Source organism: Halorubrum sp. Atlit-28R (assembly GCF_003665955.1).
GTDB lineage: Archaea > Halobacteriota > Halobacteria > Halobacteriales > Haloferacaceae > Halorubrum > Halorubrum tropicale.
On record NZ_QPLS01000002.1, the window covers coordinates 268,621 to 283,616 of the forward strand.

The window sequence follows — 14,996 nt, forward strand, 5'->3', positions numbered from 1 at the left end:
TGCCGCAGTCCGCGGGGCCTTTGGGTCGCGGTCGCCTCGGATCGGGTAATGGACGACGACATCCTGTCGACGCTCGGCTCGCCGCTGGTGCGGGTCGACGCGCCCGCGGGAACGACCGTGGCGGCGAAGGTCGAGTCCCGGAACCCGGGCGGCTCGGCGAAGGACCGTCCCGCGCTGTACATGATCGAGGCCGCCGAGTCGGCCGGCGAGATCGAGCCGGGCGACCGCATCGTCGAGCCCACTTCGGGCAACACCGGCATCGGGCTGGCGATGGCGGGCGCGGCGCGCGGCTACGACGTCACGCTCGTGATCCCGGAGGGGAAGTCGATCGAGCGCCGGCGCCTGATGAAGGCGTACGGCGCGACCGTCGAGCTCGTCGACGGCGACATCTCGGCCGCGAAGGAGCGCGCGGACGATCTCGAAGCGGAGCCGAACACCGTTCAGCTGCGGCAGTTCGAGAACCCCGCCAACCCCCGCGCGCACTACGAGACGACGGGGCCGGAGATCCTCGATCAGGTTGGCGACCGCACCGTCGACGCCCTCGTCGCCGGTGTCGGTACCGGCGGCACCCTCTCCGGGATCGGCCGCCGACTGCGGGAGGCGTTCCCGGACGTGCGCATCGACGCCGTCGAGCCCGCGGACAACGCCGTCCTCTCCGGCGACCCGCCGGGCGACGACCGCTTCCAGGGGATGGGACCGGGGTTCGTCGCGCCGAACCTCGACGTCGACCTGATCGACGAGGTACACACGGTCGAGCTCGCGGACGCGGAGGCCGAGTGCCGGCGGCTCGCCCGCGAGGAGGGAATTCTGGTGGGCCAGTCGTCCGGAGCCTCCAACCTCGCGGCCAGGAACGTGGCGGCGGAACTGCGCGAGGCCGGGGCGTACGCGGGCGCCGAACCCCTCGTCGTCACCGTCTTCTGGGACAGCGGCGAGCGGTACCTCACCGCCGGCACCTTCGACGAGTGAGCGCCCCGCACCGCGGCGACGCTCGGGCGCCGACGACCGTCGCGTCCGCGGGCACCCGGACGTTGATTAGCGCGCGGCGCCGAGGGCCCCCGTGAGCACCCGCGACTCGACGACGGCCGCGCCGGACGCGGACCCGACCGACCCGCAGGATCGGCGCTTCGACGGGCCGTGGCTCGCCGCGCTCGCCGCGGCCGTCGTCGGCTGGACGCTGTTGTACGCGCTCGACTGGGCGTTCCTGACGCCGTCGACCCCCGTCGGCGCGGCCGTGGCCTTCGCGCACGGCTACCTCCTCGCGCCGCTGGCGACCGCGACGCTGCTGCTCGACTCGCTCTCGCTGGCCGAGCGGCGCGTCGCCGACCTGGGACTGTTCAAGTGGATCTACGCCCTCGCCGCGCTCCCGGCCCCGCCTGTCGCCGCGGTCTACTACCTCCACCGCGAGTGGCTGAGGCCCGACGACGCGACCCTCCTCGGGGGCCCGTGATGCCGGCCGAGGATGGCCGCGACGGCCGAGCCGGGGGCGACCTCGGGCCCCGCGGACCGGACGAGACCGGTCGCGTCGCGTCGCTCGTCACGGCCCCGGAAGGGGGCGCGCCGCCGGTCGGTCGGGACGCGGTCGACGTCCGTCCCGACGGGGTCGAGGGGGACCGCTACCGCCGCGGGGACGGTCACTTCCAGCTGGACGGCTGCGCGGTGACGCTCGTCTCCGCGGCGGCGCTCGCCGCCGTCCGCGAGGAGACCGGGGTCGACCTCCGCGACGGTCGACACCGGCGGAACGTGGTGGTCGACGGCTTCGGGGGCGGACTGGACCCGCTGCTCGGCGCGACGGTGGCCGTCGGCGACGCGCTCCTGCGGCCGACGCGCCGCCGTCCGCCCTGCGCGCGCCTCGAATCGCTCGCCGGCGCCGACGGGATCGCGGCCGCGCTGCGCGAGCGCGGCGGGCTCTGCTGTACCGTCGTCGAGCCCGGCCGCGTGGCGGTCGGCGACCCCGTGACAGTGCGCGAGGCCGACCCTCGGACGGCGGGCGCGGCGATCGCCGAGCGGCTGCGCGGCGGCTCGCAGAGCGGTCACGAGTAGCCGTCAGCCGGTCCCGGCAGCCGGTTCTCCCCGGCGGCCTCGGCCCGCTCCGGTACCGCGGGGCGCCCGAGAACCGCCCCGCGCCGGGCGGGTGTGCGTGCAATTCACACCTACGCTTCGGGCTTTATACGGTCGAAGACGGAGACAGGGGCATGAATCGAACTCGGCGCGCGGCGCTGTCCGGACTCGCGGCCGTCGGCGCCGCCGTCGCCGGCTGTCTCGGCGGTCGAGCGACGAGCGGGGCCGACCGCGACGGGGAGTCGGCCGGGGCGTCGAGCGACGGGGCGTCCGGCGGCGACGGGAGCCCGCCGCCCACCGTCGAAACCGAGTACCACCTCGCGTACGAGCCGGCGTCGCTCCTGTCGGAGTCGCTCGACGGCGGCGTCGGCAAAGACGGGATCCCGTCGGTCGACGACCCGCAGTTCCGGCCGATCGCGGACGCGGACCTCGCGGCCGACGAGCCGGTGTTCGGCGTCGTCCGCGACGGCGAGGCGAGGGCGTACCCCCGGCGGATCCTCTCGCACCACGAGATCGTCAACGACGAGATCGCCGGCGAACCGATCGCGGTCACCTACTGCCCGCTCACCGGGACGGCACAGGGGTTCCGGCGCGGCGACACGACGTTCGGCGTGTCGGGCCGGCTGGTCAACTCGAACCTGATCATGTACGACCGCGCCACCGACAGCTGGTGGCCGCAGATGCTCGCGACCGCGATCGACGGCCCGCTCGCGGGCGCGACGCTCGACGAGTTCCGGGTCGTGTGGACGACCGCGAGCGAGTGGGCCGCGCGACGGCCGGGCTCGCTCGTCATGACGGAGGCGACCGGCCACGTCCGCCGCTACGACAGCGACCCGTACGGGAGCTACGCCCCGGTGAACGGCTACTACGCCCGGAACGGGACGCTGTTCCCGCCGCTGGCGTCGACGGAGGACGGCCACCCGAAGTCCGTCGTCGTCGGGGCGCGCACCGCCGACGGCGCCGTCGCGTTCGACAAGGCCACCCTCCTCGACGAGCGGGTCCTGACCGGGACCGTCGGCGGGGACGGGGGGGCCGTCGTCGCCGTGGCCGAGCCCGCCCTCTCGACCGGGCACGTCTACCGGAACCCGGACGGGGCCGCGGTCGCGACCGACGGCGACGGGTACAGGGTCGGGGGCGAGGGCGGACTGGCCGCCGCGGACCTTCCGCTCGACCGCGTACTCGCGTTCGACGCGATGTGGTTCGCCTGGGCCGGGTTCTACCCCGACACCGCGTTCGTCGGCGACCACACCTGGGCCGGGTATGGCCGCTGAGACCGCCGCGCCGACCGAGGCCCCGCGTGAGTGGCTCGTCGGGCTCGGCCGGCGGACGGCGTTCGCCGTGCGCGCGTCTCTCGGTCGACGCGACGGCCGCGCGACCGCCGCGGTCGTCGCGGTCGCGTACCTCCTCGCGTACCACGTCGGGCTCGGCCACCTCGGGGTCCGCGCCGGCGCGAGCGGCGGCGCGCCCCCTCGGTTCGACCTCGTCGTCGCGGAGACGCCGGGCGCGCTCGCCCTCCGCCGCGTCGCACCGTTCCAGTACGAGCCCGTGGCGCTGCTCTCCGTCGGGCCGGTCGAGTACCTCTTCGCCCCGGTCAACGCCGCGCTCGGGCTCGGGCTCGCGGCGCTCGTCGGCGTCACCCTCGCCGTCTCCGTCGTCGCGTGGCGCGGGCCGTCGGCGTGCCGGATCGGGGCCGGCGCGGGCGCGGTCGCGGGGGTCCCAGGGGTCCTCTACGGGTTCGCCTGCTGCGGCCCCACGCTCCTCGCGGTGATCGGCGTACAGGCCTCCGCGGGGCTGCTCGCCGCGTTCCAGTGGTTCCTGCCCGCCTCGGTCGGCGGCCTGCTGCTCACGCTGCTGTGGGTCGGGAGCCGCGTGGACCCGGCCGCCCTCGGGTGAGTCCCGCTCGCCAGAAACCCCCGCTACGGCGTTCCGCGCCCCGTCGGGATCGAAAGCGTTGACCGGCGACCGCCCCGACGACACGCCCGTGACTGTCGGATGAACTGGCGGTACCGCCACGCGGTGTTGACCCTGTGTATGCTGGCGTTCTTCGTCACGTACTTCGCCCGGCTGGCGATCAGCCCGGTCGTCCCCCTGATCATCGACGACTTCGGCGTGTCGAACACCGCGGTGGGGGTCGCGCTCTCCGGCATGTGGTTCGCCTACGGGCTCTCGCAGTTCCCGAGCGGCATCCTCGCCGACCGGTACGGCGAGCGCCGCGTGATCCTCGTCGCCGTCGGCGGGACGACCGCGACGAGCCTCCTGCTCGCCGTCGTACCGGTCTTCCCCGCGTTCGTGCTGGCCGCGGTGCTGCTCGGGCTCGCGGCGGGGCTCCACTACGCGGTAGCGACCACGCTGCTCTCGCGGACGTTCGACGACCTCGGGACCGCGGTCGGGATCCACTCGCTCGGCGGGCCGCTCGCGGGGCTGGTCGCGCCGGTGGCCGCGACGTGGGTGGGGTTCCGCTACGGCTGGCGGCCCGGCGTCGCGCTGGCCGCGCTCGTCGGCGTCCCCATCTTCGCCCTGTTCGCGCGCCGCGTGCGCCCGACCGAGCCGCGGCGCCCGGAGCAGCCGATGGCCGAGCGGCTCCGGCTCGCGCCGCTGCTCGAACTGGTCGGGCGCCGGGAGGTCCTCGTCCCGCTCGCGGTCGCGACGCTCGGCACGTACGTCGCGCAGGGCGTCATCTCCTTCCTTCCGACGTTCCTCGTCGAGCTCCGCGGGTACTCGCCCGGCTTCGCCGGCGGCGTCTTCTCGGCGTTCTTCGTCGTCCGCGCCGGCGCGCAGGTCGGGCTCGGGCGGCTCTCCGACCGGCTGGGCCGCGACGCGAGCATCGCCGCGGCCCTCCTCGGCGGGGCGCTCGGCCTCGGCGCGCTGGTCGCGCTCCCGGGCCTCCTGCGGCTCCCGACAGCGGTCGGGCTCCCGGCGCTCCCCGCGGTCGCGGGGCTCAGCGTCGCCGTCTTCCTCGCCGGCCTCGGGTCGAGCTTCTTCTCGGCCATCGACCCGCGGTTCATGGACGCGCTCGGCGACGCGGAGCGGGGCGCCGGGTTCGGCCTGATCCGGACCGTCTACACCGTGATCGGCTCGGCCGGCTCGGTGGGCGTCGGCCTCGTCGCGGACCTGCTCGGCTGGGCCGCGTCGTTCGCCGTCATCGCCGGCATGTCCGGGCTCGCGTTCCTCGTCATCTCCGCAAACGCGGTCGTCGGCGGGGGGCGGTGACGCGGGTCGGGCCGCGTCCGAGTCGGCGCGTCGGTACCGCGCCCCGTCGGCGCGTCGCGACCGACTCACCCGACGTACCGCCGGCGCGTCGACCGCTCGCCATCGGGGTCGAAGACCGCGACGGTCTCTCCGGCGTCGTTGAGCGCCGGCGCGCCGCGGTCGAGGTAGTGGTCGGCGGCGGTGTCGGTCCCCGGGCCGATGTGGACCGTCAGCGTCTCGTCAGGGTCGAGCGTCGCGTCGGGCAGGTCGTCGCGCTGCCCGCCGAGGTCGATCGCGTACCCCGACAGGTCGATCGGCTCGGCGGCGGCGTTCCGGAGCGTCACCGACTCGTCGAGCGGGTCGCCCCCGGCGCCCGGGCCCGGATCGATCGCGTCGATCACGAGGCCGTCCGGCCGCGCCTCGGCCGCGAACGCCGTGATGTCGGCGAGGGTGTAGCCCGCCGTCGCCGTCGGCTGCGGGAGGCTCGGCTCCCAGTCGTCCGGCGCGGCGTTCGGGTAGGCGGTCTCGTCGGCCTCGATCAGCCCGATGAGCGTCTCGGCGACGATGCGGCTGCCGACCGCGCCGAGGCGCTCGCCGTCCTGCTGGAACTCCGCCTCCGCGAGCACGTAGTACCACAGCGGCGAGTCGGGGTCGGCGCCGCGTTCGTGGGCCCGCAGCGCCTCCATGATCCCCGAGTCGTGGCCGAACGCCTCGTTGCGGATCGGATCGTTCCCCATCCGTGCGGCCACGTCCTGCCCGGAGGGGAGTCCGAGCGCCTCGCCCCGGCGGAGGTTCCGGACCGCGAGGGACGGCTCGCCCCCGAACGGGAGTTCGAAGAGCGTCGGCGCGAGCAGCGGTTCGATCTTCCGACCCGGCTGGAAGTCCCCGTCGCCGGCGTCGAGCAGCCGCGACCAGTCGACGACGAGGTCGCTCGGCACCGGTCGGCCGCCGCGGAGGTTCCGGCCGTCGCCCGGGCCGGTGGGGAACAGCGGCACCTCGCCGACCTCGTCGTTGACGTCGAACGCGTGGCGGATCATGCTGTGCCCGAAGCGGTAGGCGGCGCCGCCGAACTCGACCGGGATGGCCGGCGTTCGTCCCGGCGGCACGAAGAACTGCCGGCCGCGGTCCTCGATGTCGTCGAGGACGTACCGGTCGCAGATCCGCGGGAGGAAGTCGTGGCGCACGACCCACTGGTAGTGCCATCTGACGAGCCGCTGGGCGGCTTCGAGGACCGACTCGCCGCCTTCGACGAGGTCGGCGCCCGGGCCCCGGAGGTGGTCGACGACGCGGTTGTGGAAGTTCACGAACGCGAGCTGGAGCTGCGAGACGACGACGTTCTCGTCGTTTCGCGGGTCGCCGATCAGCGCGACGCCCTGATCGTTACGCTGGAGGTCGGTCCCGGGAAGCCCCGAGAGCCCGCCGCCCTCCGCCGCGTCCGGCGCGCCCGCCTCGCCGGTGAGCAGCTTGCGCTCGTCCCGCTCGTGGTCGTACAGGAACGGCGCGGCCTCGGCGTTCGTCCGGTACAGCGAGTCGAGGTCGAGCGCCGGCGTGCGGAAGTTCCGCAGCGCGGCCGGGTCGTTCCGCCGGTCGATGTCGGAGGTCGGGTCGAACGTGATGTCGTGGTCGACGAACTGGCCGAAGATCCCGTACCCGGCCGGGGTCTCCGCCTCGCCGACCGGAGCGTCCGCGGGTTCCATCATCGGCGCGCCCGCCTCGCCCCCCGTGCCTCCGAGCGTCCGCAGGAACGCCTCGCTGCGCTCGTAGGGCTCCAACTCGGGGAACTGCGTGTGGAACCGGTGGCTCCGGACCGGCCCCGCCGCGGTCTGGGCCGCCTCGTTCATCCCCCGGTGTTCGATACCGCCGTGGACCGTCATCCGGCGCGCCTTCACCGTGAGGTGGAGCGCGTGCTCGGCGTCGTCCGGGGTCCGCCGCCGTCGCACGGGCTCCTCCGCGCCGCCGCGTGCGGGGTTGCGAACCGTAAACGAGACGTCGTCGACGCCGCCGTCCGTCTCGACGACGAATCCGCCGTCGTCGTCGGTGGTCCAGTGGCCGACCGGTTCGCCCCCCTCGCCCGGCCGTTCTCCTACGACCACGCGCCCCGCCAGCGGGCGGGACTCGTCGTCGACCACGCGGCACCGGGTCTTGTTACTTGTCCCCATGCCTCATACAATTAAACATCAGCAGCAAAAAATTTTCTAAATGAACTTTCAACAGGTTTCGCGGATTATGCTGTGGGTAGACTGCGACCGTCCGGGGAACGAGACGTGAGAGCGGACGAGGCGGGTTACGTGGAGAAGCGCCGTGGAGAGGCGCGACACCGCGTCACGTGTGACCCGAACCTTCGAGTCGCCTCGCCACGAAGGCCCTCCGTGTACGACTTCCACGCCCACACGAACTACTCGGACGGGGCGTTCCTGCGATGGATGGTCGAGGCGGCAGCGGACGCCGGGCTCGACGGGATCGGCCTCGCCGACCACTGTAACGTCTCGCCGGCCCCGACCGCGCGGCGGTACAAGCGCGCGTTCGGGTTCAATCTCGACCTGACCTACGAGCGGCGCCGGGAGGCGATCGAGGCGGTCCGCGACGAGGTCGACGTCGACGTGTTCGACGCCGCCGAGATGGACTACGACCCCGCCCACGAGGGGGCTATCGCCGAGTTCCTCGACGACGCCGGCTTCGACTACGCGGTGGGGAGCGTCCACGAGCTCGACGGCGCGAACGTCCACACGCGGTCCCGCTTCGCGGACAAGCCGGAGTCGGAGCGGCGCGAGTTGGTCGACCGCTACTTCGAGAAGCTGGTCGCCCTGATCGACTCGGAGCTGTTCGCGATCGCGGCGCACCCGGACCTGGTCGAGCGCAACCCGCACCTCCGCGGGTTCGCGACCGAGGACCACTACGCCGCCGTCGCGGACGCCTTCCGGGACTCGCGGACCGTCCCCGAGATCAACGCCGGCCGCCTGTTGGACGACTACGGCGAGTTCCACCCGGCGCCCCCGTTCCTCGACCGGCTCGTCGACGCCGGCGTCGACGTGACCGTCGGGACCGACAGCCACGAGCCGGACGCGATCGCGCCCCGGGTGCGGGAGGTCGAGGCCGAACTCGCCCGGCGCGGGCTACGGCCCGTCGGACTCGATCGGGTGGTGAAACGGAGCTGACGCGCTCGACTAACGGCCGTGACGGGGGCGCTGATCGTCGGACGACGCGGCGGCGTCGAGGTCCGAAGCGACCGGCGGGCGCCGGTCGTCGAACGCTCGCTCCCTCGCGGTACAACAGACCCTCCCGGGCCATCAGAGTCGCCGCGCCTACTCCCGGTCGTCGTCGTCGTAGTCGGTCGTGACCACCGCGCTGCGAATGTCTTGGTACCGCTGTGAGTTCTGTAGCTCTTCGAGGCCGATGTTGAGAGTCCCCGAGGCGCCTTGGTCGGTCGCGACACCGCTCGTGAGGACGCTCTGAATCCCCTCTTCGATGGTCAGGTCTATGTCGTAAACGTCCGACTGCGGGATGTACGTCAACAGGCCACCGGTCACGGGATTTGGCGCCAACGGCAGAAACATCGAGACCATCTCCTCGTGACCGGTCGACTCTTCTATCGTCACCGGGGCCTCGCCGGTCTTGAACCCGAGCACGTAGACGTTCTCGTCGAAACACTGGACGAGCTTCACCTCCTGAAACTTGTCGTCCTGCTCGTCGAGAACCACGTCTCCCATCCGCCGGAAGCTCTTGTACACCGTTCCGACGCCCGGGATCGAAGACACCACCAGATCGAAGACGTCCACGACCCGCTGCCCGTAGCGGTTGCGTCCCACGACCCCGACGACGGCGATGACGAGCACGAGGACCGCGATCGCGATGAGCTCGGAGACGAACGCCACGACGTCGGCGTAGATCCCGATCTCGATGAGCAGCTGGACGAATCCGCCCGACTCGATGCGCTGGATGAGACCGGCCCACCGCAGGACCCGAATGAGCGGGTCCAGCGCGTTCCGAACGAACCCGATCGCGATGCTGACGATGTACAGCGTCACGACGACGGGGATCATGATCGCGACGCCCGTGATCAGCGAATCGTACGCGCGCGAGTACAGGGATTGGCCGGTCTGTTTCGCCCGGGTCGCTACTTGGGAGGGGTCGCTATCGTCGGGGGACGACATAATGCGTTCCTCGCGGGGAACGGTAAAATAAATGCTCATTCACGCACCCGTCGACGGGGGCGCACCCGCTCAGCTATCGAGTACGATCTGGCTTCCGCCTCGTCGAACTGCGAAAATTGGAGATTTTTGGGCTCGACTTCGGCTTCCGCCTCGTCGAACACCGATAGGCTCGCTCCGCTCGCCTATCGAGTTCGACGAATCGTTTCACTCCTCGTCGAACAACGTCTCGCCCTCGACCATGTGTTCCTCGACGGTGTCCATGTCGAGCGTGAGCCCGAGACCCGGCTGCTCCGGCACCTCGATGTAGCCGTCCTCGATCACGTCCTCCTCGACGAGGTCCTCCCACCAGCCCAGCTCGTAGGAGTGGTACTCGATCGCGAGCGAGTTCGGGATGGAGGTGCCGACGTGGGCCGCCGCCATCGTCGCGATCGGCGAGGCGACGTTGTGCATCGCGACCGGGACGTAGTACTGGTTCGCCACGTCCGCGATCTTGCGCGTCTCGCGCATGCCGCCGACCTTCGGCAGGTCGGGCGCGACGATGTCGACCGCCTGGTTCTCGATGAGGCGGCGCAGCTCGGTGACGCGGTAGCGGTTCTCGCCGACCGTGATCGGCGTGGTCGTGCTCTTCGTGACCTCCTCCTGGACCTCGAGGTTCTCCGGCGGCACGGGGTCTTCGAGCCACCACACGTCGTACTCCTCGATGGCGTCCGCGAGGCGCTTCGCGGAGCCGCCCGAGAACGTCCAGTGGCAGTCGAAGGAGACGTCGGCCTTGTCCTTGACGCGCTCGGTGACCTTCTCGACGATCTCCGCCTTGTGGCGGATCTCGCCGGGGCGGAGGTGGCGGTTCGCGCGGTCCTTCTCGAAGCCGCTCGGCACGTCGAGGTCGAACTTCAGCGCGTCGTAGCCGAGCTCGTCGACGACGCGCTCGGCCTCGTCCGCGCACGCCTCGGGGTCCGCCTCGTCCTCGGTGTGGCAGTCGCAGTAGACGCGCATCTCGTCGCGGTACTTCCCGCCGAGCAGCTGGTAGGCGGGCACGTCGAGGATCTTGCCGGCGAGGTCGTGGAGCGCGACCTCGATGCCGGAGATGGCCGTGACAGTGACGCCCTCGATCGAGCCCTCGCCGGACATCTTCTGGATGAGGTGCTCGTAGAGGCGGTCGATGTCGAGCGGGTTCTCGCCGACGACGAACGGCTTCATGCGCTCGATGAGCTCCGGGACGCCCGCGCCCCAGTACGCCTCGCCGGTGCCGACGACGCCAGCGTCGGTGTACACGCGGACGAGCGTCCACGGGAAGTTCCCGTCGACCATCGTCGTCTGAACGTCAGTGATCTCGACGTCGCGGCCGCCCCCGCGCGTCCCCGTGGTCCCCATCGTCTCGGCGGAGAGCTCCCGCATCGTGTACTCCGCGTTCGGGTCGTGGAGCGACTCGTAGTTTCGGCTCATACCGCGTTGGTTAATTCGGGACAGGGTAAACGTTTACCTTCGCCCGTCGTCCGCACGAACAGGTGGCTTTTCATCCCCGTGCGCGCAATAGCGCTCATGGTCGAAATTACTGATTCTCTCGCGTGTCTGTACACCGGACGGGTGGAGTCCCGCGGCGACGACTACGTCGTCACCGTCCCGACCTCGGAGATCGAACACGGAAGCGTCAGCGTGGGCGATACGTATCGGATCGCCGTCCTGGACCGCGCCGAATCGGCGGCGGAGTCGACGGGCGACGCCGACGGCGCGTCCGTCCCCGAGACGAACGGCGCGTCCGACGGGACCGCGTCCGACGACGGCCAGCGGCCCACCTCCCGCGGGGCCGCCGGCGCGGTCCAGCCGGACCCGCCCGTCTCGGAGGGGGAGGTACGGGACGTGACGATCGAGACGCTCGGGGACAAGGGCGACGGGATCGCGAAGATCGAACGCGGCTACGTCGTCATCGTTCCCGACGCGGAGCCCGGCGAGCAGCCGACCGTCGAGATCACGAGCGTCCGCGAGAACGTCTCGTTCGCGAGCGTCGTCGACGAGTAGCGACCGCCCGGGGTCACTTCGCCCCCCGGTCGTCGGGATGTATCCGTTCCGGGGGGGTCGCCCGCGAGAACAGCGACCGCAGGTGCGACGCCGAGAAGAACGAGGACGGCTCGTCCATGTGGACGCCGATCTCGCCGGACAGCGCCCGTAGCCCGACCCGCTGAACCGGTTCCGGGAGCGAGTAACACCGCCTGATCGCCTTCCCGAGTCGGATCTCCGTGGCCAGCTCCGCGCGCCACCCGGACTCGTAGTCCGCGAGCGTCTCCGGGTCCGCCGGGTCGATCGCCGCCGCGGCCACGTCGGCCGCGCGCATCCCGTAGAGGATGCCGCCGCCGGTGAACGGCTTCGTCTGCGCGGCGGCGTCGCCGATCAGGAAGCCGCGGTCGCTCGTCGTCCGCGCCGGCGGGCCGACCGGGATGGCGCCAGAGCAGCGCCGGTCGGTCGTCGCGCCGTAGGCGTCCGTGAGCCGCTCGAACATCTCCGACACGTCCTCGCTCGGCGGCGCCGCCAGCCCGTACTCGACGCCCGCGTCGCCGCGGGGGATCCGCCACGCGAAGAACGTCGGCGCGGTGAGGTGGACGTCGACGTAGTCGCCCGCGTCCGCCGCGGGGTCGAACCCGAGGACGCCGTGGAGCAGTTCGTCCGGCTCCGGGAGGTCGAGCGCGCGCCGCACCCGCGACGTGGGCCCGTCGCAGCCGGCGACCATCCGGGCCTCGACGCGCTCCACGTCACCCGCGGGCGTCCGAACGTCCACGGCGACCCGGTCGGCCCGCTCCTCCACGCCGACGACCGTGTGGTTCACTCGGACGTCGGCGCCCGCCTCGCGCGCGGCCTCGGCGAGGGCTCGGTCGAGCCCGACGCGGTCGATCACGTTGGAGACCGGCTCCCGCTTGTAGAACGGGTAGGACCGCGAATCCGGACCGCCGACGTGGAAGCGGGCCCCGTACACCCGGTTCTGGAGGAGGTCGTCGCGGGCGCCGTCGGGGGCGTACTCCCACACGTCGTCGGAGACGTGCCCGGAGCAGGCGAGCGGCTCGCCGACCGACCCCTTCTCGAAGGCGACGACGTCGCGGCCGTCCTCGGCCGCGCGTCGGGCGAACCGCGACCCCGGCGGTCCCGCGCCGACGACGACGAAGTCGTACATGGTCGGGTCGTGGTGACGGGGGTAGTTAAGCGCGACGCGCCGACCCGGCCGGTCCCGACGGAGCGAGGGCCGAGGGGTCGGAACGGCCGCCTACTCGGACGACTCCCGCGTTTCCAGCCACGAGAGCGCCGCGTCGAGGTCCGTCCGCGGCGGCGAGCAGGTGAAGCCCTCGCAGACGTACGCGGTCGGTTCGCCGTCGACCGCGTCGCGGCCCGCCCAGATCGGCGGGGCCTCCGCCATGCCGAGGCGGTCGAGCCACTCGTCGAGGTCCGCATCTGTAGCGGGCCGCGGCGCGACCAGCGCGCCCGGCAGGTATCGCTCGCCGAGCGTCTCGCGCCAGTCGTCGGGGACCGCGTCGGCGGCGACGGTCACCTCGATCCCGCCGGTCTCGACCAGGTCGACCGCCCGCACGAGTGAGGCGTGTTCGAGCGGGCTCCCGCGGATCCGGTCGGCGTGGGTCCGCACGACGCGCTCGGCGATCTCGCGGAACTCGCCGTCCGTCCGGAAGCCGTCGAGGAGCGCGAGCGTCTCGGCGGCGACCCCGAGGCTCGACGGCGTCGACCGGTCGGTGAACTCCTGCGGCCGCGCGATGAGGGGGCCGGCGTCGGCGGTCTCGCCGCCGGCGTCGCCGGAGCCGTCTCGCGCCTCGCCGTCGAGGTCGCGGGTGAAGTAGATCGTCCCGTCGTCGGCGTCGTGGAACTCGTCGACGAGCGCGTCGGCGAGATCGAGGGCGAACCCGAGCGGCTCCGGGTCGCCGGTCGCCGCGTACGTGTCGAGCGCGCCGCGCGCGAGGAACGCGTAGTCGTCGAGGTACCCCGGCCCGCGCACGTCGCCGTCGAGCCAGCGCCGGGCGAGCGCGCCGGTCTCGCGGTCGGCGTCGTAGAGGCGCTCGCGACAGAAGTCGAGTGCCTCGCGGGCGATCTCGGCGTACGTCTCGCCGAGCGCGCTCCCGGCCCGCGCGAACGCGGAGATCGCTCGCCCGTTCCACGAGGCCAGCACCTTCTCGTCGCGGGCGGGACGCGGGCGCTCCTCGCGGGCGTCGAACAGCTCCGTGCGCGCCTCGGTCAGGATCTCTCGGACCGCCTCGGGCGACAGGTCGCGGTCGGCGGCCAGCTCCTCGACGGACGCGGCGATCGTCGGGACGGTCGTGCCGCGCTCGAAGTTGCCCCCTGCCCGGATCCCGTACCGCTCCTTGGCGAGCGACGCGGCCGGCTCGTCGAGGACAGCGTCGACCTCCTCGGGGGTCCACACGTAGAACGCGCCCTCGACGTCTCCCTCCCCGTCGTCGCCCCCGCGGCCCGCGGGCGGTCGGCTCCGCGCGTCGAGGGTGCTGAAGAAGCCGCTGCCCTCGTGGCGGAGCTCGCGGTCGAGGAACGCGAGCGACTCGCTCGCGACGCGGGCGTACGCGGGGTCGCCCGCGAGGCGGTAGCCGTCGAGGTAGGCCATCGGCAGCTCGGCGTTGTCGTACAGCATCTTCTCGAAGTGCGGGACCGTCCACTCGCGGTCGACCGCGTAGCGGTGGAACCCCCCGCCGATCTGGTCGTACATGCCCCCGCGGGCCATCCCGTCGAGCGTGCCGGTCGCGGCCGACAGCAGGGCGTCGCGGCCGCGCCCGGCGTAGGCGCGCATCAGGAGGTCGATCCGCCCGGGCATCGGGAACTTCGCGCCGCCGCTCCCGAAGCCGCCGTGCTCCTCGTCGTAGCCGCGCAGCGCCGCCGCGGCCGCGGTGTCGAGCAGGTCGTCGCCGGCGGGACCGGCCGCGTCCTCGCCGTCCGGACCGGTCGCGTCCGGCGTCGGCACCGACTCCAGCTCGTCGCGCGCGCTCTCGGCCCACTGGTCGGCGCGCCGCCGCATCTCCTCGCGCTGCTCGGGGTCGCTCCAGGAGTCGGCGATGCGTTCACAGAGGTCGCGGAAGCCGGGCTGGTTCCGCCGCGGCTCGGGCGGGAAGTAGGTCCCGACGTAGAACGGCCTCCCCTCCGGGGTACACCACGCCGAGAGCGGCCACCCGCCGCCGCCCGTGACCAGCTGGCAGACGGTCATGAACGTGCTGTCGACGTCGGGGCGCTCCTCCCGGTCGACCTTGATCGAGACGAACTCCTCGTTGAGCAGCGCGGCGACCGACTCGTCCTCGAAGCTCTCCTCGGCCATGACGTGACACCAGTGACACGAGGAGTAGCCGATGGAGACGAACACCGGAACGTCGTGCTCCTGAGCGCGCTCGAACGCCTCGTCGCCCCACGGCTGCCAGTTGACGGGGTTGTCGGCGTGCTGTTGGAGGTACGGGCTCGCCTCGCCGTCGAGGCGGTTCCGCTCGGTCGGCTGTGACATGGGCTCGATTCGGCCCGGCGGGCCAAAAGCCGTCCGCACCGGGGCGATTCCCGCTTCGGGCGTAGTTCTATCCACGTCCGCGCATATATCGAGCCCGATAGAGAGTAAGG

The 14,996-nt window shown here is 72.5% G+C and carries 13 protein-coding genes; 8 read left to right on the top strand and 5 right to left on the bottom strand.

Features of this window, described 5'->3' with window-relative positions; translation table 11 throughout:
- Positions 1-48 precede the first annotated feature (48 nt).
- The 6 genes from DVK06_RS04875 to DVK06_RS04900 all read left to right on the top strand — a co-directional run bounded on the left by DVK06_RS04875 (position 49) and on the right by DVK06_RS04900 (position 5,268).
- Positions 49-966: a PLP-dependent cysteine synthase family protein gene (locus DVK06_RS04875; protein WP_053771371.1), complete on the top strand. Its 918-nt coding sequence runs from the start codon at positions 49-51 to the stop codon at positions 964-966.
- A 91-nt stretch (positions 967-1,057) separates the two neighbouring features.
- Positions 1,058-1,447 (top strand): hypothetical protein, encoded by a 390-nt coding sequence (locus DVK06_RS04880; RefSeq protein WP_053771372.1) that lies wholly within the window; start codon positions 1,058-1,060, stop codon positions 1,445-1,447.
- Positions 1,447-2,040, top strand: a complete 594-nt coding sequence (locus DVK06_RS04885; protein ID WP_053771373.1) for an MOSC domain-containing protein — start codon at positions 1,447-1,449, stop codon at positions 2,038-2,040. Before DVK06_RS04880 ends, DVK06_RS04885 begins: the two co-directional genes overlap by 1 nt.
- Before the next feature lie 152 nt (positions 2,041-2,192).
- Positions 2,193-3,329, top strand: a complete 1,137-nt coding sequence (locus DVK06_RS04890) for a DUF3179 domain-containing protein (RefSeq protein ID WP_121599505.1) — start codon at positions 2,193-2,195, stop codon at positions 3,327-3,329.
- Positions 3,319-3,951 (top strand): hypothetical protein, encoded by a 633-nt coding sequence (locus DVK06_RS04895; protein ID WP_121599506.1) that lies wholly within the window; start codon positions 3,319-3,321, stop codon positions 3,949-3,951. Before DVK06_RS04890 ends, DVK06_RS04895 begins: the two co-directional genes overlap by 11 nt.
- Before the next feature lie 99 nt (positions 3,952-4,050).
- Complete coding sequence (locus tag DVK06_RS04900) at positions 4,051-5,268, top strand: MFS transporter (protein WP_121599507.1); 1,218 nt, start codon at positions 4,051-4,053, stop codon at positions 5,266-5,268.
- Positions 5,269-5,333: 65 nt separating this feature from the next.
- On the opposite strand, the gene DVK06_RS04905 is transcribed toward DVK06_RS04900, so the two are convergent.
- Positions 5,334-7,406, bottom strand: coding sequence for a peroxidase family protein (locus DVK06_RS04905; RefSeq protein ID WP_121599508.1), 2,073 nt, complete (start codon positions 7,404-7,406; stop codon positions 5,334-5,336).
- A gap of 210 nt (positions 7,407-7,616) precedes the next feature.
- Between DVK06_RS04905 and DVK06_RS04910 the strand changes: the two genes are divergently transcribed.
- Positions 7,617-8,402, top strand: coding sequence for a PHP domain-containing protein (locus DVK06_RS04910; protein ID WP_121599509.1), 786 nt, complete (start codon positions 7,617-7,619; stop codon positions 8,400-8,402).
- 147 nt (positions 8,403-8,549) lie between these two features.
- Here the strand turns inward: DVK06_RS04910 and DVK06_RS04915 are convergent, their stop codons facing one another.
- The gene (locus DVK06_RS04915) at positions 8,550-9,398 is read right to left on the bottom strand and encodes a DUF502 domain-containing protein (RefSeq protein WP_199718580.1); all 849 of its coding nucleotides are present in this window, start codon (positions 9,396-9,398) and stop codon (positions 8,550-8,552) included.
- A 204-nt stretch (positions 9,399-9,602) separates the two neighbouring features.
- Positions 9,603-10,841, bottom strand: coding sequence for a mandelate racemase/muconate lactonizing enzyme family protein (locus DVK06_RS04920; protein WP_121599510.1), 1,239 nt, complete (start codon positions 10,839-10,841; stop codon positions 9,603-9,605).
- A gap of 96 nt (positions 10,842-10,937) precedes the next feature.
- On the opposite strand from DVK06_RS04920, the gene DVK06_RS04925 reads away from it, so the two are divergent.
- Complete coding sequence (locus tag DVK06_RS04925) at positions 10,938-11,414, top strand: TRAM domain-containing protein (RefSeq protein ID WP_121599511.1); 477 nt, start codon at positions 10,938-10,940, stop codon at positions 11,412-11,414.
- A 13-nt stretch (positions 11,415-11,427) separates the two neighbouring features.
- Here the strand turns inward: DVK06_RS04925 and DVK06_RS04930 are convergent, their stop codons facing one another.
- Together DVK06_RS04930 and DVK06_RS04935 are read right to left on the bottom strand one after the other, a co-directional pair.
- Positions 11,428-12,558 (bottom strand): geranylgeranyl reductase family protein, encoded by a 1,131-nt coding sequence (locus DVK06_RS04930; protein ID WP_121599512.1) that lies wholly within the window; start codon positions 12,556-12,558, stop codon positions 11,428-11,430.
- A gap of 90 nt (positions 12,559-12,648) precedes the next feature.
- Complete coding sequence (locus tag DVK06_RS04935; protein WP_121599513.1) at positions 12,649-14,886, bottom strand: thioredoxin domain-containing protein; 2,238 nt, start codon at positions 14,884-14,886, stop codon at positions 12,649-12,651.
- Between the last annotated feature and the right edge of the window lie 110 nt (positions 14,887-14,996).